An 18,189-nucleotide genomic window follows, 5' to 3' on the forward strand; every position below is an offset into this window, starting at 1 on the left:
TTACTGTATGTCAGATTCAAATGAAAAGAAATTCCTGAAGGGCGCGGCGATTCTGGCGGGGGCCGGCGTCATGATCAAGCTCCTCGGGGCGGTGTTCCGGATTCCGCTGACCAACTGGATCGGCGACGGGATGACGTATTACAGTGTCGCTTATGCGATTTACGGCACGCTGGTGGTCATCGGCACCGCCGGCGTTCCGGTGGCGATTTCACGGCTTGTCTCGGAGAGCATCGTGCAGAAACGCTACCGCAACGCGCACAAAATCTTTCACGTGGCGACGCTGCTGCTGCTGGGCGTCGGAACGGTCTGCTTCATTATCTGCTTTTTCGGAGCGGATATTATCGCCCGGGCGGTGGGAAGCCCCAAATCCGCGCTGGCGGTGCGGGCCATGGCGCCGGCGCTGTTCTTTGTGCCTCTGTTTTCCTCATTCCGGGGATTTTTCAACGGCCGGCAGAACATGAACCCCACGGCGATTTCTGAAATCACGGAGCAGCTGGTGCGCTGCGGCGTCGGGCTCTCGCTGGCGTATGTGTTCGCCTTCCACTCCGGGGACATGGTGAAGGCGGCGGCAGGCGCATCCTTCGGCGCTTCGGCGGGCGCGATCGCCGGTCTGGCGGTCATCGCTCTGATCTTCCTGCTGAACCACAAAGTATTCCGGCAGAAAATCGAATGCGGAGATCCGATGGTGGAGGACGGAAAATATCTGGCGAAGAAAATCACGATGATTGCCGTTCCCATCATCATCGGATGTGAGATTATGCCGATTATGACCCTTATCGACACGTCAATCGTGATGAACGTGCTGCAGCAGACCGGATGGAGCCGGGCGGCCACAGAGCATATGTACAGCCTCTACGGCGGTTACTGCAACCCGATTATCGCGTTCCCGCAGATCTTTACACAGGCGGTGGCGGTCAGTCTGGTTCCGGCGATTTCCAGAAATTTCGCAGTGAATAATGCGACGGAGGTCAATGAGACGATCAAGCTGGGCTATCGGACGACGATGATCATGGGCTTTCCGTGCGCCTTCGGGCTCTTCTTCCTGGCGGAGCCGATTCTGAAGCTGCTGTATTTCGAGCAGCCGGAGTCCTGCCGGGAGGCGGCGCCCATCATGATGCTTCTCGCCATCGGCGTGATCTTTCTGGCGCATATGCAGACCTCGACCAGCGTCTTGCAGGCGATCGGAAAGCAGATGATTCCGGTGCGGAACCTGGCGATCGGATGCGTGTTCAAGGTGTTCGTGACCTACTTCACCGTCGGCGTTCACGTGATTAACGTGAAGGGCGCCGCCATCGGCACCCTGGTGGCATATTTTGTCGCGATGACGCTGAACGATCTGTCCGTGCACAAGTATACCGGCGTCCGGCACAACATCAGTCTGACGTATGTCCGACCGCTGATCGCGGCGCTGCTGATGGCCGCCTGGGCTCTCGGGGTGTACAAAGGAATGATGATTCTTCTCGCCGGCCACAGCGGGAATATGGCGAATGCGCTGTCTGCCGCGGTGGCGATTCTGACAGCGATGGTCATTTACGTCATCCTGATTTTCGCGGTCAGGGCAATTACGCCGGAGGAGCTGGAGCGCATGCCGGGAGGCGGCCGTTTCGCGCGTCTGGCGAATAAATTCATCCGCCGTTAACCCGCCGGCGAAGACCGTGCGCGGGAGCATCGGCAGCACACTGACGGCGAGGACAGCCGGACCGGATTTTGTTACATGCAAAGGAGAAGTCCATGGATACATCAGACCTGAAAAAGAAATACGCGCCGCTCTATGAACCGGCGGAGGAAGAGGGCGAGGCGTGCCGCCGTCTGTTTGAGATCGTCAGGATCCTGCGGCGGGAATGTCCCTGGGACAGTGTTCAGACCCACGAGTCGCTGCGGACCTGTATGATCGAGGAGGCCTATGAGGCGGTGGACGCGGTGAACAAAAATGACACGGCGAATCTGAAGGAGGAGCTGGGCGATGTCATGCTGCAGGTTGCGCTGAATTCTGTCATCGCAGAAGACGACGGGCAGTTTTCCGCCGTGGATGTGATCAACGGGGAATGTGAGAAGATGATCCGCCGGCATCCCCATATTTTCAAAGAAGATAGCCTAAAAACTATTGACAAAGTCCTTGAAAAATGGGAAAATGTGAAGAGTGAAGAGCACGGTGATTCCATGTTGGCAGATCGGCTTACAGGAGTGCCGAAGGCGTTGCCGGCATTGCTTCGGACCAGCAAGGTGCAGAATCGCATCAGGCAGCTTGGTTTCGATGTACCATCGGAGGCAGACCTGCTTGATCAGATGAGCTGTGATCTTGGCAGGATTCGGGAGTGTGCGGATCGGTCTGTGAGCGATGAGGCAATTGCGGAAATGTATGGAAGACTGCTCTTTTCAATTGCGGGTGCGGCAGGGAGCAGAAATATTGACCCCGAGGACGCACTGAATCGCTTGACGGATGAATTTGTCAAAAGGTTTGAAGCTGTCGAGAAAAAGGTCTCCGCGGAAGGCAGAGATGTTGTCAGGATGTCGCTGGCAGAGATCGAAGAGCTTGGGGATGAGCTTGAAGGATAAGTTTGTCGCCTCAATCAAAGTTTAAGGAGGATTTTATAATGAACAAGGCTGAATTAGTCGCTGCGGTAGCAGAGAAAACGGAATTTACAAAGAAGGATGCGGAAGTTGCTATTAACGCTTTCCTGGCTACGGTCGAGGAATCCCTGGTGAAGGGTGAGAAGGTCCAGCTGATCGGTTTCGGTACATTCGAGACCAGAGAGAGAAAAGCTCGTCAGGGCAGAAATCCGCGCAAGCCGGAAGAGGTTATCAAGATCGCAGCTTCTAAAGCACCTGTTTTCAAAGCCGGAAAGGCTCTGAAGGACGCGGTCAACAAATAATTAAGATACAATCGCAGGGGCAGCGCGGCTGCCCCTTTTGTAATGACCGGAAAATACAAAACCGCAAAATGACTGCAGCTGGAAAACAGCGAATGCTTCAGTAACGGGAGGATACATTGAGAGTCGATAAATTTCTGAAAAATTCAAGAGTAATCAAGAGAAGAACTGTGGCGAAGGAAGCCTGCGACCAGGACCGCGTCACCGTCAACGGCCGGCCTGCGAAAGCCGGAACGGATGTGGAGCCCGGAGACATCATTCATATCGAATTCGGAAACAGTTCGATAACCCTGAAGGTCGCTGCCGTCCCGGAGTCGGTCAGGAAAGAGGACGCCGCCGGGATGTATGAAGTGCTGGAGTGAGTTTCCGCACTGCACGCCGCGCGCCGCATGCTGTGTGATTCGGCGGCGCGAAAAAAGTGCTCCGGGTAGGCGCCGAAGCGGCGCGCTGCCGAAGCACCGTGAGAGGACCGGCGACGCGGGCGCCGAAGTGGCGCACTGCCGGAGCACCGTCAGAAGACCGACGACGCGGGCGCCGGCCGGTATTATTTGTCTAAAGCAGTAATATACGCACGCATTTCGCGTTTGTAATCCTCCACTCCGGGCTGGTTGAACGGGTTCACTCCGGAGAGCAGGGCGGAGACGGCGCACTGCGTCTCAAAGAAGTAGAGCAGCTGTCCTGTCGTATTTTCATCGAGGCGCGGAAGGCGGACAGAGATTACCGGAATCCCCGCCTTGACATGGGCGTCCAGCACGCCCTTTTCCGCGCAGAGGTTGATCTGCTGAATGGTTTTTCCGGCAAAGGGCTTCATTGCGAGAGCCGGGATTTCGACATCCTCCGCGACCTCGTCCACTGTGATGAAGGTCTCAAAGAAGCACGGCGTCCCCTGCTGGAGGAACTGTCCCATAGAATGAAGGTCGCGGCTGAACATCAGAGACGCCGGGAAGAGTCCCTTGCCGTCTTTTCCCTCGCTTTCTCCGAACAGCTGCTTCAGCCATTCCCCGAAATAAGCGAAGTACGGATCAAAAAACTCATAGACTTCTATGGTTTTTCCGGCGTCGGCGAAGGCCTGGCGCGTGACGGCGTAATCCAGACCGTCGCCGCGGAAGGCCTCCCGGGAGCACAATGACCGGGCTCCGTTCATAATGGCCCGTATATCGATTCCGGCAACTGCGATGGGCAGAAGTCCCACCGGCGTCAGCACAGAATATCGGCCTCCGATGTCCAGAGCGAGGTCAAAAATCCTTGATCCCTCGGCGACTGCCATATCGAACAGATAATTGGAGCGATGCTCCGTAACCACATAGGTACGGGCTGCAGTCTCTTCCGGACCGTATTTTTCCAGCATAATCTCCTTGAAAATTCCGTATGCCGACAGTGTTTCCGTGGTCGTGCCGGACTTGGAGACCACGCAGAGGCACAGATCCCCGTCGCTGATTTCACGCAGAAGATCGTGAATGTACCTCGCGTTGAAGTTATAGCCGGCGAACAAAACCTTTGTATCCGCGTCGGGGGACTGCAGGAGATCCACGACGGCCTTCGCCCCCATGAAGGAGCCGCCGACGCCCAGCACCAGGAAATAGTCGCACTTTTCCCGGATTTCCGACGCCGCATCGATCAGCTCATTCACGGCAGCATCACTGAATTCCAGAGGATCCCTGACCCAGCCGGTAAAATCCAGTTCGCCGGACCAGAGCCGGTTCAGAGCGTCCTGAGCCTCGCCGCGCTGACCCTCGATTTCCGACGGTTCGATGCCCGTATTTTTTAAATCAACTTTTATGTCCGTTCTCGTTTCCATATTCGCACCTCGTTTCTTCTTTCCCATCTGCCGCTGCTGCGGAGCGCAGACACCGAATCGCTTTTGCTCCGGATTTGCCGGGGAGCTTCGGCGCCGGCCTGCCTTTGTTCCGGAAACTCCGGTCCGCAGACTGCTTTTTCACAACGATGATTTGAATTTATTATATTCTTCTGTGTTATAAAAGTCCAGTTTGTGTTAAGATTAATTGTGATCGGTGCCGTTCCGCCGGGCCGCTTCCGGGTCTGACGGACGCGCTGAACATGCATAATCAGGCTAAAGGAGAAATTGAAATGCGCAAAAGTGGAATTTTGCTGCCTATATTCGCGCTGCCTTCCCGGCACGGTATCGGAGGATTTACGGCGGAAGCGCGGACGTTTGTGGACCGTCTGGCGGCGGCCGGTCAGAGCTGCTGGCAGATCCTTCCGCTCGGTCCGGTGGGTCGGGGAAATTCGCCCTATCAGCCGGTTTCCTGCTTTGCGGGGGAAACTGTCTATATCGATCCGGAAACTCTTCGCGGCAAAGGACTGCTGACCGCCGCGGACATCGCGGAGCTGCTTCCTGCGTCTTTGAATTTACGCGAGGGCGAACGTATCGATTATGATGTTGTGCTTCCGGCGCACAAAGCCCTTCTCCGGCGCGCCTTCGGCGCCTTCCGGAGGAGAACTCTCACCGGCAGGGAGAAGGAGGATTACGAACGTTTCTGCGGGGACAGCAGAGAGTGGCTCGATGATTTTTCTTTGTATATGGCGATTCGTGATGCGCACTGCGGAAAGGACTGGCCGGAGTGGGAAGAGCCTCTTCGCAATCGGGACGAAGCTGCGATGACGCAGATGAAGCAGGCGCTTGCTGCGGATCTCGAATTCTGGAAGTGGACGCAGTACGAATTTTTCTGTGAATGGGAAGAACTGGCTGAATACGCACATGGCAAGGGAATTGAAATTATCGGAGACGTTCCTATTTATGCGGCGTATGAGAGTGCGGACTGCTGGGTGCACCCGGAGCTGTTTCAACTGGATGAGGAGCGCCGCCCGGTGAATGTGTCGGGCGCGCCACCGGATGCTTTCACACCGGAAGGGCAGTGCTGGGGGAATCCGCTGTATGACTGGGAGCATCACCGGAGCACCGGATACCGGTGGTGGCTTGCCCGCCTTCGTCAGAACTTTCATCTGTTCGATGTGATTCGGCTGGATCATATGCGCGGGTTTGAGTCATATTATTCAATCCCGGCGGCCACGCAGAATCCCCTGGACGGACACTGGGAGAAGGGCCCGGACATGGACTTCTTTCATCAGGTTGAGCGGGAATTTCCGGCATCCGGGTTCATTGCCGAGGATCTGGGCTTTCTGACGGAGGACGTGTTCCGGATGATCCGGCAGACCGGATACCCGGGGATGAAGATTCTGCAGTTCGCCTTTGACTCGGATGAATCGAATCTGTACCTTCCCGACCGCTATGATACAGATCATTCCGTGGTTTACACCGGAACTCACGACAACGATACGACGCTGGGCTGGTACCGGAGCATCGCGGATTATAAACAGCGGTTTGTCACCTGGTATCTGAAAAAAACTCTCGGAACGCTGACCGGATTCCGCGGGAGCGAAGTGCAGGCGGAGGCTCCGGCCTGCCCGGGGAGCGGCGCACCGGCGGCAGACGGGACCACCGAGATACCGCTGCCGGATGTTGAGATTCTGGAGCCCGCCGATGCGCTGTCCGGTATGATCGAGCTGGCGCTTTCCACACGCTGTGAAACCTGTATTCTGCCAATGCAGGACTGGCTGGGGCTGGGGAGCGAGGCCCGTATCAATCTGCCCGGAACGCCGGAAGGAAACTGGGGCTGGCAGATGCAGGCAGGCGCTTTCGATGAATCACTGGCTAAACGAATCGCGATTCTGACCGGGAAATACGGCCGGAAACCGTCGCCGTGCTCCGGAACACCTTCGAAAATCCCATGTGGAGAGCGTGCCGATGACGAAGCATCATCGCCGTGCTCCGAGAGACCGTCGGCAGACGGAAAGGGAACAGACCTTCGCTTCCGCCGGCCGGGAGCGCTGGTTCTCGGCTGCCTGAGTATCGACATCTGTCCGCGGTTTGTGACCCGGGGCGCAAAAGATTTCTCTGATGTGATCCATCCCGGAGGCATTACCCGGATCCTGGGCAATGACATCTGCCCCGGCGGCTCTGTCGCAAACACGGGAATTGCCATGAAGCTGTTCGGAGTGGATCCTGTTCTGTGCGGTAAAATCGGGCAGGACGATTTCGGATCGATGCTGAAAAATATGCTTATTCGCGGTGCAGGGAAGGATTCCCTGGCGGGCATCGTTGAGGACTCTGCGGCTGCGACTGCGTACAGCCTTATTCTGGCGCCGGAGGGACTGGACCGGGCTATCCTGCAGAATCCCGGCGCTAACGACGCCTATATGGAATCGGAACTGGATCTGGAGAGATTCCCGGATTGCCGTCTGATGCATTTCGGGCATCCGCCGACGATGCGGCATTTCTATGAAAACGCAGGCAGGGGTCTTGTCAGTGTTTTCCGGAGGGCCCGTCGGGCCGGTCTGGCAACCTCGCTGGATCTCTGTGCGGTGGATCCGGATTCTGACGCGGGCAGGGAGGACTGGGAAATGATTCTGACCAACGTGCTCCCGCTGGTGGATTTCTTTGTGCCCAGCATCGACGAGCTTCGGTACATGCTCCGTATGCCGGCCGCATCGCCGGAGGAACTCGCCGGAGCCAGCCGCGGACTGGGAGCGCGTAACGTGTTGATTAAGTGCGGAGCGGAAGGCATGTATTTTGAAAACTGTGATGATATGAGCGATATCTGCAGCCGGCTCGGGTTTGCGGACGGCGCGATGGCGGACTGGGAGAGCGCCCGCGGAATGCGTTGCGCTGAACCTGTGGAGCGGGAGGTGTCGGGACTTGGCGCAGGTGATACTTCGATTGCCGCGTATCTGGCTGCGATGCTCCGCGGATTTCCCTTCCGGAAATGTGTCGATCTGGCGGCGGCAGAGGGAGCGCTCTGTGTTACAAAACCAGGTGCGACGGAGGGACTGCGTCCCTTCGAGGACCTGTAAGCGACAGAACGGCCGCCTGCGGAGGCAGTGCTGATTTTGTGACGAATCCTTCACATTAATTACGAAAAGCAACAAAAAACCCTCTAACGGACGTCACAATAAACCGGTATAGTAATAACTGTCAAAAGGAATTGCATACAACCTTAAAACATTCTTTTCAACATTCTTTCTCAAAACTCAACACTTGCAGAGAACCATCGCGTGAAGCGGTGGTTTTCTGCATTACTGATATTTCAAGCATATTCGATGGATGGGCACGCATTAGGCAGGCACTTCGGGTATATCATGAGGAGCAGTTACATTAAACAGTCAAGTCTGATTTTATCTGATTTTGGGATACGCGCCTTTACAAGGATTTCATGGAAAATGTGCGAGTTGTAAAGCTCAAGCTTCGATTGAAAACAGAAAGCAAATGTGATATGCTAAAAGAGCCGAATTTCAAGCGTTAAGAGCGCTAAGTGAATGCGAAAGACGACATTCAGCGGAGGTGTCGCGGAAAATCTGCGGGGCTCCTGACTGTGGTCCGGATGATATCGCTGAAATTGTTTCGGATGGGAATTCAAAGTCCTGAAAATGTGACACATGGATTGTTATAATAAGATGGGAAAGAGGAGCTTGCTCATCTTGCTTTGTCCCGTCCCGTATAGAATCGGAAATGACGGAGGGGATGGATATGAGTGAAAACTACAGACCGCCATTCAGGATGACGGAAGAAATTACAAATCTGATTGTGGAAATCGGTGAATATGTCGGATCCATCACGACCTATGAATCCATGCGTCAGAATCCTGTATTGCGAAGAGAGAGCAGAATCAGGTCGATTTATTCATCGCTGGCTATTGAGCAGAATACGTTGTCTCTGGATCAGGTTACGGACCTGATTGATGGAAAGCGAGTTCTTGGACCGCCGCAGGATATTCGAGAGGTAAAGAACGCGTATGAGGCATATGAGCGTGTATCCTCTATGGATCCGTATAGCGTTAAGAACCTTCTTCTGGCACATAAACTGCTGATGGATGGGCTGGTGAAAGAAGCGGGCAGTTTTCGCAGCGGCAATGTCGGTGTATATGCCGGTGATCAGATGATCCATGCCGGTACACCGGCGAAGTATGTGCCGGAACTGATGGCGCAGCTGATGGCATGGTTAAAAGAATCCAGACTGCACCCACTGGTCAAGAGCTGCATCTTCCATTATGAATTTGAGTTCATCCATCCCTTTGCGGATGGAAATGGCCGCACGGGCAGGCTCTGGCAGTCACTGATTCTTCAGAACTGGAAAGAGATATTCGCCTGGCTGCCGGTGGAGACATTGGTTCATGAACATCAGGAAGAATATTACGATGTCCTCGGTCGTGCAGATCACGCCGGGGATTCAACAGAGTTTGCAGAGTTCATGCTGCGGATGATCCGTGATGCATTGAAGGAGATCAGTGAGAATCAAGACAACGATGTCGTAACAAATGTCGTATCAAATGTCGTAACAAATGTCACCTCAAATGAGGATAAAGTAATTGCTCTGCTCAGGCAGGATGGGAAACTGACAGCAAAGGTTCTGGCAGCATCCCTGGGACTGACGCAGCGGCAGGTGCAGAGAATATTAGCAAATCTGAAAGAAAGAAACAAGATAATCCGTCACGGTGCCAGCAAGAACGGATACTGGGAAGTGACAGATCAAGGTGAATGAGCGGGTCAATTCGATGCAATGGATTTGTCCGTTCCTGCGTATGGAGTATTTTCGGGACAACGGCTGCACGGTGCACATTGCAATGGCAATGCACGCCGTGCAGTTTTGATTTGCCGGGAATCGGCGCCGCTGCAGCCGATTCGGGAAGCTGTGTTAGTGCTTTATTACTTCAGAAGTCGGCTTCCGGCTTCCTGAATGGCGGTCAGCCGTGATTCGGCGATGGAGGCGTCCGCGCCCTTTGCCATAACGTACAGCTTGACCTTCGGTTCGGTGCCGGAAGGGCGGATAACGGCGGAACATTCGTCCTCCAGCTCGTAATAAAGTACGTTGCTTTTCGGAAGCCCTGTGGGCTCGGGGGCTTCGGCTTCGTCGTGTGCCGCGCCGGTGTCGGCGCTGGTATTCGTGCGGGTGCAGGTGTTCTCGTCGTGTGCCGCGTCGGCGCCGGCACTGGCATCCGTGCCGAGGCGGCGGATTTCACCGGCCTGGTAGTCGCGTATCCGCAGTACGGGCAGGCCGATGGAAGCCGGCGGGTGGTGGCGCAGGTCCTTCATTATCTGAGCCATTTTTTCCTGTGCGCCGATGCCGCTGAACTGCACGGAGACCACGGATTCGCGGTAGAAACCGTAGCGGCGGTACAGCTGCTGGAGCGCCTCGTAGAGGTTCATGCCCATGGTTTTGTAGCGGCAGGCCATTTCTGCGATGAGCATGCTGGCCACCATCGCATCCTTGTCCCGGGCGTAGGTGCCGGCGAGGTAGCCGTTGCTTTCCTCGAAGCCGAACAGGAAGGTGTAGTCGCCGGTGCGTTCGAATTCCTTGATTTTTTCGCCGATGAACTTGAAGCCGGTCAGCGTTTCAAACAGGGTGACGCCGTTTTCCTCACATATTTTCTTCGCCATGCCGGTGGAGACGATGCTCTTCACGGCGGCGGCGTTTTCTGCCAGTGTTCCGGATTCGCGGCGGGCGGTGATCAGGTAGTCCAGGAGGAGGACGCCGATCTGGTTGCCGGAGAGAGTCTCATAGGAGTCGCCGTTTCGCACCACGATGCCGCAGCGGTCTCCGTCAGGATCGGTGCCGATGATCAGATCCACATTTTCCTTTTTCGCCATACGGATGGCAAGGTCGAAGCCCTCTACGTTCTCCGGATTGGGGGACTTGACCGTGGGGAAATTACCGTCGATGACCATCTGCTCAGGGACGGTCAGGACATGTTTCATGCCGAGGCGCTTCAGGATTTCCGGTACGATTTTGTAGCCTGTGCCGTGGAAGGGCGTGTAGATGATTCTGAACGTGTCCTGCACCTGCTCTACATAGCGGCGTCCCACGGACTGCTCCAGAACTTTTTCCATATATTTTTCGTCCATTTCCGCACCCAGCAGAGTAATCATTCCTGATGCGTCCGCGTCTTCGCGGGACATCGTGCGGACGTCCCGGAAGATGTCGTTTTTGTCCATAGAAGCGGAAACCTCCGCGGCGTGCTCAGGAGGCAGCTGCGCGCCGTCAGACCAGTAGACTTTGTAGCCGTTGTACTCCTTTGTGTTGTGGCTGGCGGTGATGTTGATCCCTGCGATGGAGCCGGTTTCACGGAGCGCAAAGGAAAGCTCGGGCGTCGGCCGGAGACTCTCGAAGAGGTTGACGTGGATGCCGTTGGCAGCCAGAACGCAGGCGGCCTCCGAGGCGAATTCCGGACTGTTGTTGCGGGAGTCGAAGGCGATGGTGACGCCGCTTCCAGCATCTTCACCGCAGCGGTTGATCAGATCCGCGAGGCCCTGTGTCGCATAGCGGACCGTATACGTGTTCATGCCGTTCAGCCCGGCCCGCATGACGCCCCGCAGTCCGGCCGTTCCGAAATCCAGCATGCCGGAGAACCGGTCTGCCAGCTCCTCCGCGTTGCCGCGCAGCGCCTCCAGCTCGTTCTTTGTGGCCGCATCGACACAGTCGCTGGCCAGCCACTGCTCATATTTCTCCATGTAATTCATAACTCAGATTCCTTCCTCGTCCTCCGCGAGAAGCATGACTTCCCCCGGGAAGACGGTTATCTTTTCTTCCTTTTTGCGTTCGCCGGTCAGCAGATCCACCCGTACACTGTCCAGAAACAGCGTCGCCTCCCGTTCGCCGCAGTTGGCGCAGGTGATCAGGCTGGAGGGCTTGTCATCCAGATGATCACGGTCGGAGAATGCATCGCCGTACCAGCTGTCGACGGAATCGAAACGCTCAAAGGCGTAGAGCCCTTCGATAGAGGCAATAGTCCGGTAGCGACCGCGTTTGTAAACAGGATGGGATTTCCGGATTGCAATGATTTTCCGGTACCATGCCTGAAGGTCTTTGTTCTCCCTCCCCCAGGGATAGCAGGTGCGGTTAAACGGATCCTTATATCCCTCCGTTTCGGCTTCGTCTCCGTAATAGATGCAGGGGACGCCGGGGAGCGTCATCTGAATGACCACGGCAATCTTCAGCATCCGGAGACCCCGCCGCCGCTCTTCCTCGGTCAGGCGGGTGTTTGCCTGCTGCTCGCGGGAGGGGTCGGGACCCAGATCCCGGCCGGCCAGGGCCGTGAGGATGCGGACGCTGTCGTGTGTGCCCAGCAGATTCATCAGGCTGTTCACCACATCGGAGGGGTAATTCTCCATAATCTGATCCACCGTAGCAGCCATCTGCCATGCGTTGCCGTTGCGTACAAAGTCAATGATGCCTGCGCGGAACGGGTAGTTCATGACGCTGTCCAGCTTGTCGCCCTCGAAGTAGTTGCGTCGGTTCCCGTAGGAGATTTTGTTGGAGGCGTCCTCCCAGACCTCTCCGATGACGATGGAATCCTGCTTCTCTGACTTTGCCGCGCGGACGAGCGCCTTCAGAAAACCGGTATCCAGCTCGTCTGCCACATCCAGCCGCCATCCGCTGGCGCCGGCACGCAGCCACCTGCGGATGATGCCGTCCCTGCCGCAGATGAATTCCTGATAGTCCGGGTTGGTTTTGTTCAGGCGGGGCAGGGTGTCGATTCCCCACCAGGATTCATAGGTGTCGTTCTCATGGAAGTAATACCAGTCCCGGTAACGGGAGTTGACATTGTGCCATGCACCGCCTCCGCCGAAGTGCCCGTATTTGTCAAAGTACACGGAATCGCTTCCCGTGTGGGAGAACACGCCGTCGCAGATTACCCGTATTCCCCGTGACATGGCGTCCCGGCAGAGTGCCCGAAAGTCCTCTTCCGAGCCGAACATCGGATCGATTCGGGAGTAGTCGCCGGTATCGTATTTGTGGTTGGAGTAGGCCTCAAAAATCGGACTGAGGTAGAGACAAGTCACTCCGAGCTCCTGCAGGTAGGGAAGCTTCTCGCGGATTCCCGCCAGATTCCCGCCGAAAAAGTCCCGGTTGTAAATTTTGCCGTCCTCCGGCTGCCACTGCGGAACGCCGCCCCAGTCATCCCGGCGGATTTTGGAGGTGAGCGGAATGCCATGGTCGGGCGTCCCGTTTTCGCCGGCGGCGCCGCGTTCCTCGGCGAGGGCGCGTTCCAGGCGCGGGTTGTCTCCCCGGGCGAATCGATCCACAAAGATATGATAATATACGCCTCCGAAAATCCATTCCGGTGTTTCATAGCTTCTGCGGTATACGGTCAGCTGCCAGCTCTTCGGAAAGTCCTGGAGCTCGGCCCGGTTATCATCGGCCCGGCCGATCTTCATCAGCCGGTTCGGCGTTTCTACCTGAAAGTGGTACCAGTAGAGTCCGGTGTCCTCCACCGGGAGGCTGACGCTGTATTCAATGTAATTGTCGGTTTCTATCGGTGTCTCGGCTCCCGCCATTTCATAGTAGGCGGGGTAGTGATGGCGGTCGTAGAGCATGACGAGCCGGACGCGCCAGGGGCACAAATCCCGGTCCACGAGGATGCGGACTGTCATGTTCATCCCGGAACGGAGCGCTCCGTAAGGGGATTTATATCGCTCGTCCCTCGAATTAAATACTATACTGGTCTCTTTCAATATCGATACACTCCCGTCATACCTTGATGTCAGATTATCAGGCGGCGGGCGCCGTTCGCTGTCCACAGCATCGCGCACCCGTGCGGGCTGCCGCCGTTCGCTGTCTGCGGTGCCCGTCGCCGATGTTCGCTGTCCGCGGTGCTCGCCGCCCGTCGCTGCTTTTTGCTGCTCGCTGTTCACCGCGCACCCGTGCGGGCTGCCCCGGGCTTTGTCAGATCACGGCCCCGTACTTGACGACGAACGGGTGAGTGATGTAGCCGGAAAGCATTCGTTTATCGTTGATGATCACGTTCTTGTCCAGTATCGCGTAATTCAGATGAACCTGCTCGCCGATGGCGGCGTTCCGCATGACCACGGAATTCTCAATCACAGCGCCTTTCTTGATGTGCACACCGCGGAAAATCACGGAATTGCGGACCTCTCCTTCGATGATGGTTCCCGCTGCGATCAGAGAATTTCTGACGTTGGAGCGGGGTCCGTACCAGGCCGGGGCGCTGTCGCCGACGCGGGTGATGATGGGGCGGTTCTCCTGATGGAAGAGTTCGTCCCGCAGGTTGGGATCCAGAAGATCCAGACTGCTCTGCAGATACGCCACAACATTGTCGAGGTACAGCAGTGTTTCGCCGGTTACGTAGCCCATGATTTTCCGATCCTTCAGATGAGGAATCAGAACGTCCCTGCGCCAGCTGGTCATTTCCCGTTCGGAATTTTCCAGGAGTTCCAGCAGATCCGTCCGGCGGACGATGTAGATATTGGCGCCCACAACCGCCCCCTGCAGAATCGGTTTCCGGCTGATTTCAATGTTCTGGATGCGGCCGGTGGGATCCATCAGATATTCCGTCGTCGGGATGCCGACCTGCTTGTTTCTGGGGTTCCGGGTGCAGAGCACCGTGATGTAGGCGTCAGTCTTGATGTGATAATCCATCATGGCTGCCAGATCGATGTTTCCGATGCAGGTGCTGGAGCAGGCGATGACGTATTCCTCGTCGCAGTTGCGCAGGAAGGACACGTTTGCCTGCATGGCCTCCAGAATGTGCTCGTAGCGTTCCCCTCTGCCGTGATAGGAGAAGGGCGGCAGGAAGTGAAGCCCGCCTTTTTTGCGCTCCAGGTCCCATTCGATGCCGGAGCTGACGTGATCCATCAGGCTCTCATAGCGGGAGTTTGTGATGATTCCCACATCATGGATCCCGGCGTTGGTGATGTTGGACAAAAGATAATCCACGACCCGGTACCGGGCCCCGAAAGGAAGCGCGGCCATCGTGCGTGTTTCCGTAAGTTCGTTGATTTCCACTTCATAATTATCCGCAAATATAAGTCCTACGGCATTCATGACTTTCCTCCTCTCTTCCTCTATATCCGGTCTCCGGTCAGAATCTCGCCGGCTTTGACTGTCTGACGGCTGCCGATGCGGCATTCGTTGGCAACCACCGTCAGATCACAGGAATCCTTGCTGCCGCCGACGGCGGCGTTTTCCCCGATGACGGTGCCGTGGTCGATGATGGCGTATTCCACGCGGGCGCCGCGCCGGATCACGACATCGCTCATGATGATGGAATCCTTGATGGATGCGCCCTCTTCAACGATGATGTTGTTGAAGATGATAGAGTTCTCGACCCGGCCGTCCAGCTCGTTGCCGTCGCCGCAGTTGCAGTTCAGCACCTCGCCGTGCTCTCCCACATACTGAGGATGGTCAAAACTGTGGCGGTAGTAGATCCGCCAGCCTGCGTCGTTCAGGGGCAGCTCGGGATCCTCGCCGAGGGTGTCCATGTTGGCGGCCCAGAAGGAGGACAGTGTACCGACATCTCTCCAGTAGCCTTTGTAAAGATAGGCGAAAAGTCTCTGATTGTCCCGGAGCATGTTGGGAATGATGTTTTTCCCGAAGTCGTTGGAGGATTCCGGATCCTGCTCGTCTGCCTCCAGGTAGCGGATCAGCTTGTCGGTGTTGAAAATGTAGACGCCCATGGAAGCCTGCGTGCTTTTGGGGTGCTCCGGCTTTTCTTCGAATTCGATGATCCGTCCCTGACGGTCCGTGTTCATGATGCCAAACCGGCTGGCTTCCTCCGGAGCGACGTCAATGACTGCGATGGTGCAGTCCGCTTTGTTGTCGATGTGTTCCTGCAGCATCATTTCGTAATTCATTTTGTAGATATGGTCTCCGGACAGGATCAGTACATAGTCCGGATCGTAATTCTTGATGAAGCGCAGATTCTGATAGATGGCGTTGGCCGTTCCCCGGAACCAGTCTGCGCCGCCGGCCGCCTGATACGGGGGCAGGACGTGCAGTCCGCCGAAGCGGAGATCCAGATCCCAGGGTGCGCCGGTGCCCAGATAATCGTTGAGCTCCAGCGGCTGATACTGTGTGCATACGCCCACCGTGTCGATGTCCGAGTTAACGCAGTTCGACAGGGAGAAGTCGATGATCCGGTATCGTGCACCGAAGGAGACCGCCGGCTTGGCCAGCGTCGCGGTCAGAGGCGACAGGCGGCTCCCCTGGCCGCCGGCCAGAAGCATTGCCACACATTTTTTCTTTCTTGACATAAATCATCCCTCCTTTTCGAGAATGATCGCGGAGAACTTCGGCAGAGGAAGCGTGATATGCTGTGCATATCCGTTGCATCCGCCGTCGGCGACATGATAGACGGATTTCCGCCTGGTTCCCGTCCCGCCGTTTCGCTTCATGTCGGTGTCGACCGCGCGCCAGTAGGCGGAGGCGGCGGGAACCCCGATGTCGAATTCCGGAAAATCCTTTCCGGAAAGATTCAGGGCGATGAGCACCGTCTTCTGATTTCTGCTGAACCGCATATAAGTGAAGACGTTGTCGTCGGCGTTGTCGGCGTCGATCCAGCGGAAGCCGTCGAAGGTATCGTCAGTTTCCCAGAGCGCGTCGGTATCCGTGTAATAGTGGTTCAGCTCCCGGACAAAGCTCTGCAGCTTGCGGTGCTTCTCATAGTCCAGCAGCATCCAGTCCAGTTCCCGTTCCTCATTCCATTCGATAAACTGACCGAATTCAGCGCCCATGAAGGTGAGCTTCTTGCCGGGGTGGGTGAACATGTAGGCGTAGAAGACCCGGAGCTGGGCAAATTTGTCCTCGTATTCGCCGGGCATTTTGTCCAGCAGGGATTTCTTCCCGTGCACCACCTCGTCGTGTGAAATCGGCAGGATAAAGTTTTCGCTGTATGCATAGGTGATGGAGAATGTCAGCTTGTTGTGCGAGCCTCTGCGCCACAGAGGATCGGTCTGGAAATACTGCAGCGCGTCGTTCATCCATCCCATGTTCCATTTGAAGTTGAACCCGAGGCCGTCCACCGAGGGCGGCCTGGTCACACTGGGCCAGGCAGTGGATTCCTCAGCGATAGTGAGGACTCCCGGATAATTCCCCAGCACGTCCCGGTTCATATTCTGAAGGAAGGCAATCGCCTCCAGATTTTTGTTCCCTCCGTAACGGTTGGGACGCCATTCCCCGTCTCCGCGGTCGTAATCCAGATACAGCATCGCCGCCACTGCGTCCACCCGCAGTCCGTCAACATGATAGACGTCGCAGTAGAAGAAGGCGTTGGAGATGAGGAAGCTGATGACCTCCGGACGGCCGAAGTCGAAGGCGAGGGTTCCCCAGCCTTTGTGCTCCCGCTTCAGCGGATCGCTGTCCTCGTACAAAGGATAACCGTCGAAGGAGGCCAGCCCGTGTTCGTCTCTGGGGAAATGGGCGGGCACCCAGTCCAGGATTACGCCGATCCCCGCCTCATGGGCTTTGTTCACAAAGTACCGGAAATCCTCCGGCGTGCCGTAACGCGAGGTCACTGCATAGTACCCGGTAATCTGATATCCCCAGGAGCCTTCGTAAGGGTACTCCATGATGGGAAGCAGCTCCAGGTGCGTATATCCCATCCTTTTGACGTAGGGAATCAGACTGCCGGCCAGCTCCCGGTAGGAATAGAAGGAGCCGTCTTCTTTGCGTCTCCAGGAGCCCAGATGACATTCGTAGATGTTCATGGGCGACCGGTAGGGATTGCAGCTGTCCCGGCGTCTGCGCCAGGCCAGATCGTTCCAGCGGAAGGGCTTGCAGGGATCCCAGACCACTGAGGCGCGCATGTGGCCGTCCTCGGGCCCGCCGGCTTCCGCGCTGAACGCGTAGGGATCGGCTTTATAGACCTGTCTGCCGTGGTCGTCGGTGATCACATATTTATACAGATCGCCCTCCTTCGCGTCGGTCTGAACCACCTCCCAGATGCTGTCATCCTCATCGAGCCTCTGCATCGGACTGGCAGACGGATCCCAGCTGTTGAAATCACCGACCAGAGCAACCGCCGCTGCCCGCGGGGCCCACACCCGGAAGACAACCCCGGAGAGTCCGGCTCTGCGCGGCCTGCCGGAGCTTCCAGCGCCGGGTGCGGAAGGCTGTCCGTCTCCCTGACCGGTTTCAGTCCCCCGGATATTCACATCCTCGGGAGTGAGACCTACGCCGCTGCCGCCGAGAATATGCGCTCCCAGAAATTCATAGGCCCGGTAGTCCCGTCCCTTGTGGAACAAGAACCGGTGCTCCGCCATGCTCTGTGTTCCGGCCTTCGGAGAGAACGCCGGTTTACTCTTTTTCTTTGCACTCATAACAAACTCCTTCCCCCTGAGTCTATATCTTAATTTTACTCGATTTCGGACATGAGTTCAATAAGAGGGGCCTGTTTTTTGATGGTTTTGCGGAGTTTTCCGCAGGGATTTGCAGTCTGAAACATCCTGATGTATAATATGTTCCTACGGAACAGGTCGTCAGAAGACCTGTTCTGCGGAGCCGCCGTGC

The 18,189-nt window shown here is 56.4% G+C and carries 12 protein-coding genes; 6 read left to right on the top strand and 6 right to left on the bottom strand.

Annotation, left to right across the window (positions count from 1 at the left end):
- Window positions 1-7 precede the first annotated feature (7 nt).
- From BHK98_RS00760 to BHK98_RS00775, 4 genes are all read left to right on the top strand, one after another.
- Window positions 8-1,639, top strand: coding sequence for a putative polysaccharide biosynthesis protein (locus BHK98_RS00760; RefSeq protein ID WP_075711776.1), 1,632 nt, complete (start codon window positions 8-10; stop codon window positions 1,637-1,639).
- A 92-nt stretch (window positions 1,640-1,731) separates the two neighbouring features.
- A complete protein-coding gene (gene mazG, locus BHK98_RS00765) occupies window positions 1,732-2,556 on the top strand; it encodes a nucleoside triphosphate pyrophosphohydrolase (RefSeq protein ID WP_075711777.1) in 825 nt (274 codons plus the stop codon).
- A 38-nt stretch (window positions 2,557-2,594) separates the two neighbouring features.
- Entirely contained in the window at window positions 2,595-2,873 is a 279-nt protein-coding gene (locus tag BHK98_RS00770; protein WP_075711778.1) for an HU family DNA-binding protein, read from the top strand.
- A gap of 116 nt (window positions 2,874-2,989) precedes the next feature.
- Window positions 2,990-3,232 carry an RNA-binding S4 domain-containing protein gene (locus BHK98_RS00775; protein ID WP_075711779.1) on the top strand — a complete coding sequence of 81 codons (243 nt, stop codon included), beginning with the start codon at window positions 2,990-2,992 and terminating at the stop codon, window positions 3,230-3,232.
- A 182-nt stretch (window positions 3,233-3,414) separates the two neighbouring features.
- Here BHK98_RS00775 and BHK98_RS00780 read toward each other — a convergent pair whose 3' ends face one another.
- Complete coding sequence (locus BHK98_RS00780; protein ID WP_075714868.1) at window positions 3,415-4,668, bottom strand: glucose-6-phosphate isomerase; 1,254 nt, start codon at window positions 4,666-4,668, stop codon at window positions 3,415-3,417.
- Between the two features lie 290 nt (window positions 4,669-4,958).
- On the opposite strand from BHK98_RS00780, the gene malQ reads away from it, so the two are divergent.
- Window positions 4,959-7,742, top strand: coding sequence for a 4-alpha-glucanotransferase (malQ, locus tag BHK98_RS00785; RefSeq protein ID WP_158024436.1), 2,784 nt, complete (start codon window positions 4,959-4,961; stop codon window positions 7,740-7,742).
- Between the two features lie 673 nt (window positions 7,743-8,415).
- Window positions 8,416-9,426: a Fic family protein gene (locus tag BHK98_RS00790; protein ID WP_075711781.1), complete on the top strand. Its 1,011-nt coding sequence runs from the start codon at window positions 8,416-8,418 to the stop codon at window positions 9,424-9,426.
- A 164-nt stretch (window positions 9,427-9,590) separates the two neighbouring features.
- On the opposite strand, the gene BHK98_RS00795 is transcribed toward BHK98_RS00790, so the two are convergent.
- The 5 genes from BHK98_RS00795 to glgB all read right to left on the bottom strand — a co-directional run bounded on the left by BHK98_RS00795 (window position 9,591) and on the right by glgB (window position 17,999).
- Entirely contained in the window at window positions 9,591-11,402 is a 1,812-nt protein-coding gene (locus BHK98_RS00795; RefSeq protein ID WP_075711782.1) for a phospho-sugar mutase, read from the bottom strand.
- Between the two features lie 3 nt (window positions 11,403-11,405).
- Window positions 11,406-13,322, bottom strand: coding sequence for a glycoside hydrolase family 13 protein (locus BHK98_RS00800; protein WP_075711783.1), 1,917 nt, complete (start codon window positions 13,320-13,322; stop codon window positions 11,406-11,408).
- 286 nt (window positions 13,323-13,608) lie between these two features.
- The gene (gene glgD / locus BHK98_RS00805; protein ID WP_075711784.1) at window positions 13,609-14,727 is read right to left on the bottom strand and encodes a glucose-1-phosphate adenylyltransferase subunit GlgD; all 1,119 of its coding nucleotides are present in this window, start codon (window positions 14,725-14,727) and stop codon (window positions 13,609-13,611) included.
- 20 nt (window positions 14,728-14,747) lie between these two features.
- The gene (locus tag BHK98_RS00810) at window positions 14,748-15,935 is read right to left on the bottom strand and encodes a glucose-1-phosphate adenylyltransferase (protein WP_075711785.1); all 1,188 of its coding nucleotides are present in this window, start codon (window positions 15,933-15,935) and stop codon (window positions 14,748-14,750) included.
- A 3-nt stretch (window positions 15,936-15,938) separates the two neighbouring features.
- Window positions 15,939-17,999, bottom strand: a complete 2,061-nt coding sequence (gene glgB, locus BHK98_RS00815; protein ID WP_075711786.1) for a 1,4-alpha-glucan branching protein GlgB — start codon at window positions 17,997-17,999, stop codon at window positions 15,939-15,941.
- Window positions 18,000-18,189 lie beyond the last annotated feature (190 nt).

It is taken from the genome of Hornefia porci, from assembly GCF_001940235.1.
GTDB lineage: Bacteria > Bacillota > Clostridia > Peptostreptococcales > Anaerovoracaceae > Aminicella > Aminicella porci.

What these genes read in the sequence shown, in the direction of transcription:
- BHK98_RS00760 (WP_075711776.1), top strand. Translation starts at nt 8, where the DNA reads ATGTCAGATTCAAATGAAAAGAAATTCCTGAAGGGCGCGGCGATTCTG.
- mazG (WP_075711777.1), top strand. Translation starts at nt 1,732, where the DNA reads ATGGATACATCAGACCTGAAAAAGAAATACGCGCCGCTCTATGAACCG.
- BHK98_RS00770 (WP_075711778.1), top strand. Translation starts at nt 2,595, where the DNA reads ATGAACAAGGCTGAATTAGTCGCTGCGGTAGCAGAGAAAACGGAATTT.
- BHK98_RS00780 (WP_075714868.1), bottom strand. Translation starts at nt 4,668, where the DNA reads ATGGAAACGAGAACGGACATAAAAGTTGATTTAAAAAATACGGGCATC.
- malQ (WP_158024436.1), top strand. Translation starts at nt 4,959, where the DNA reads ATGCGCAAAAGTGGAATTTTGCTGCCTATATTCGCGCTGCCTTCCCGG.
- BHK98_RS00790 (WP_075711781.1), top strand. Translation starts at nt 8,416, where the DNA reads ATGAGTGAAAACTACAGACCGCCATTCAGGATGACGGAAGAAATTACA.
- BHK98_RS00795 (WP_075711782.1), bottom strand. Translation starts at nt 11,402, where the DNA reads ATGAATTACATGGAGAAATATGAGCAGTGGCTGGCCAGCGACTGTGTC.
- BHK98_RS00800 (WP_075711783.1), bottom strand. Translation starts at nt 13,322, where the DNA reads ATGAACATGACAGTCCGCATCCTCGTGGACCGGGATTTGTGCCCCTGG.
- glgD (WP_075711784.1), bottom strand. Translation starts at nt 14,727, where the DNA reads ATGAATGCCGTAGGACTTATATTTGCGGATAATTATGAAGTGGAAATC.
- BHK98_RS00810 (WP_075711785.1), bottom strand. Translation starts at nt 15,935, where the DNA reads ATGTCAAGAAAGAAAAAATGTGTGGCAATGCTTCTGGCCGGCGGCCAG.
- glgB (WP_075711786.1), bottom strand. Translation starts at nt 17,999, where the DNA reads ATGAGTGCAAAGAAAAAGAGTAAACCGGCGTTCTCTCCGAAGGCCGGA.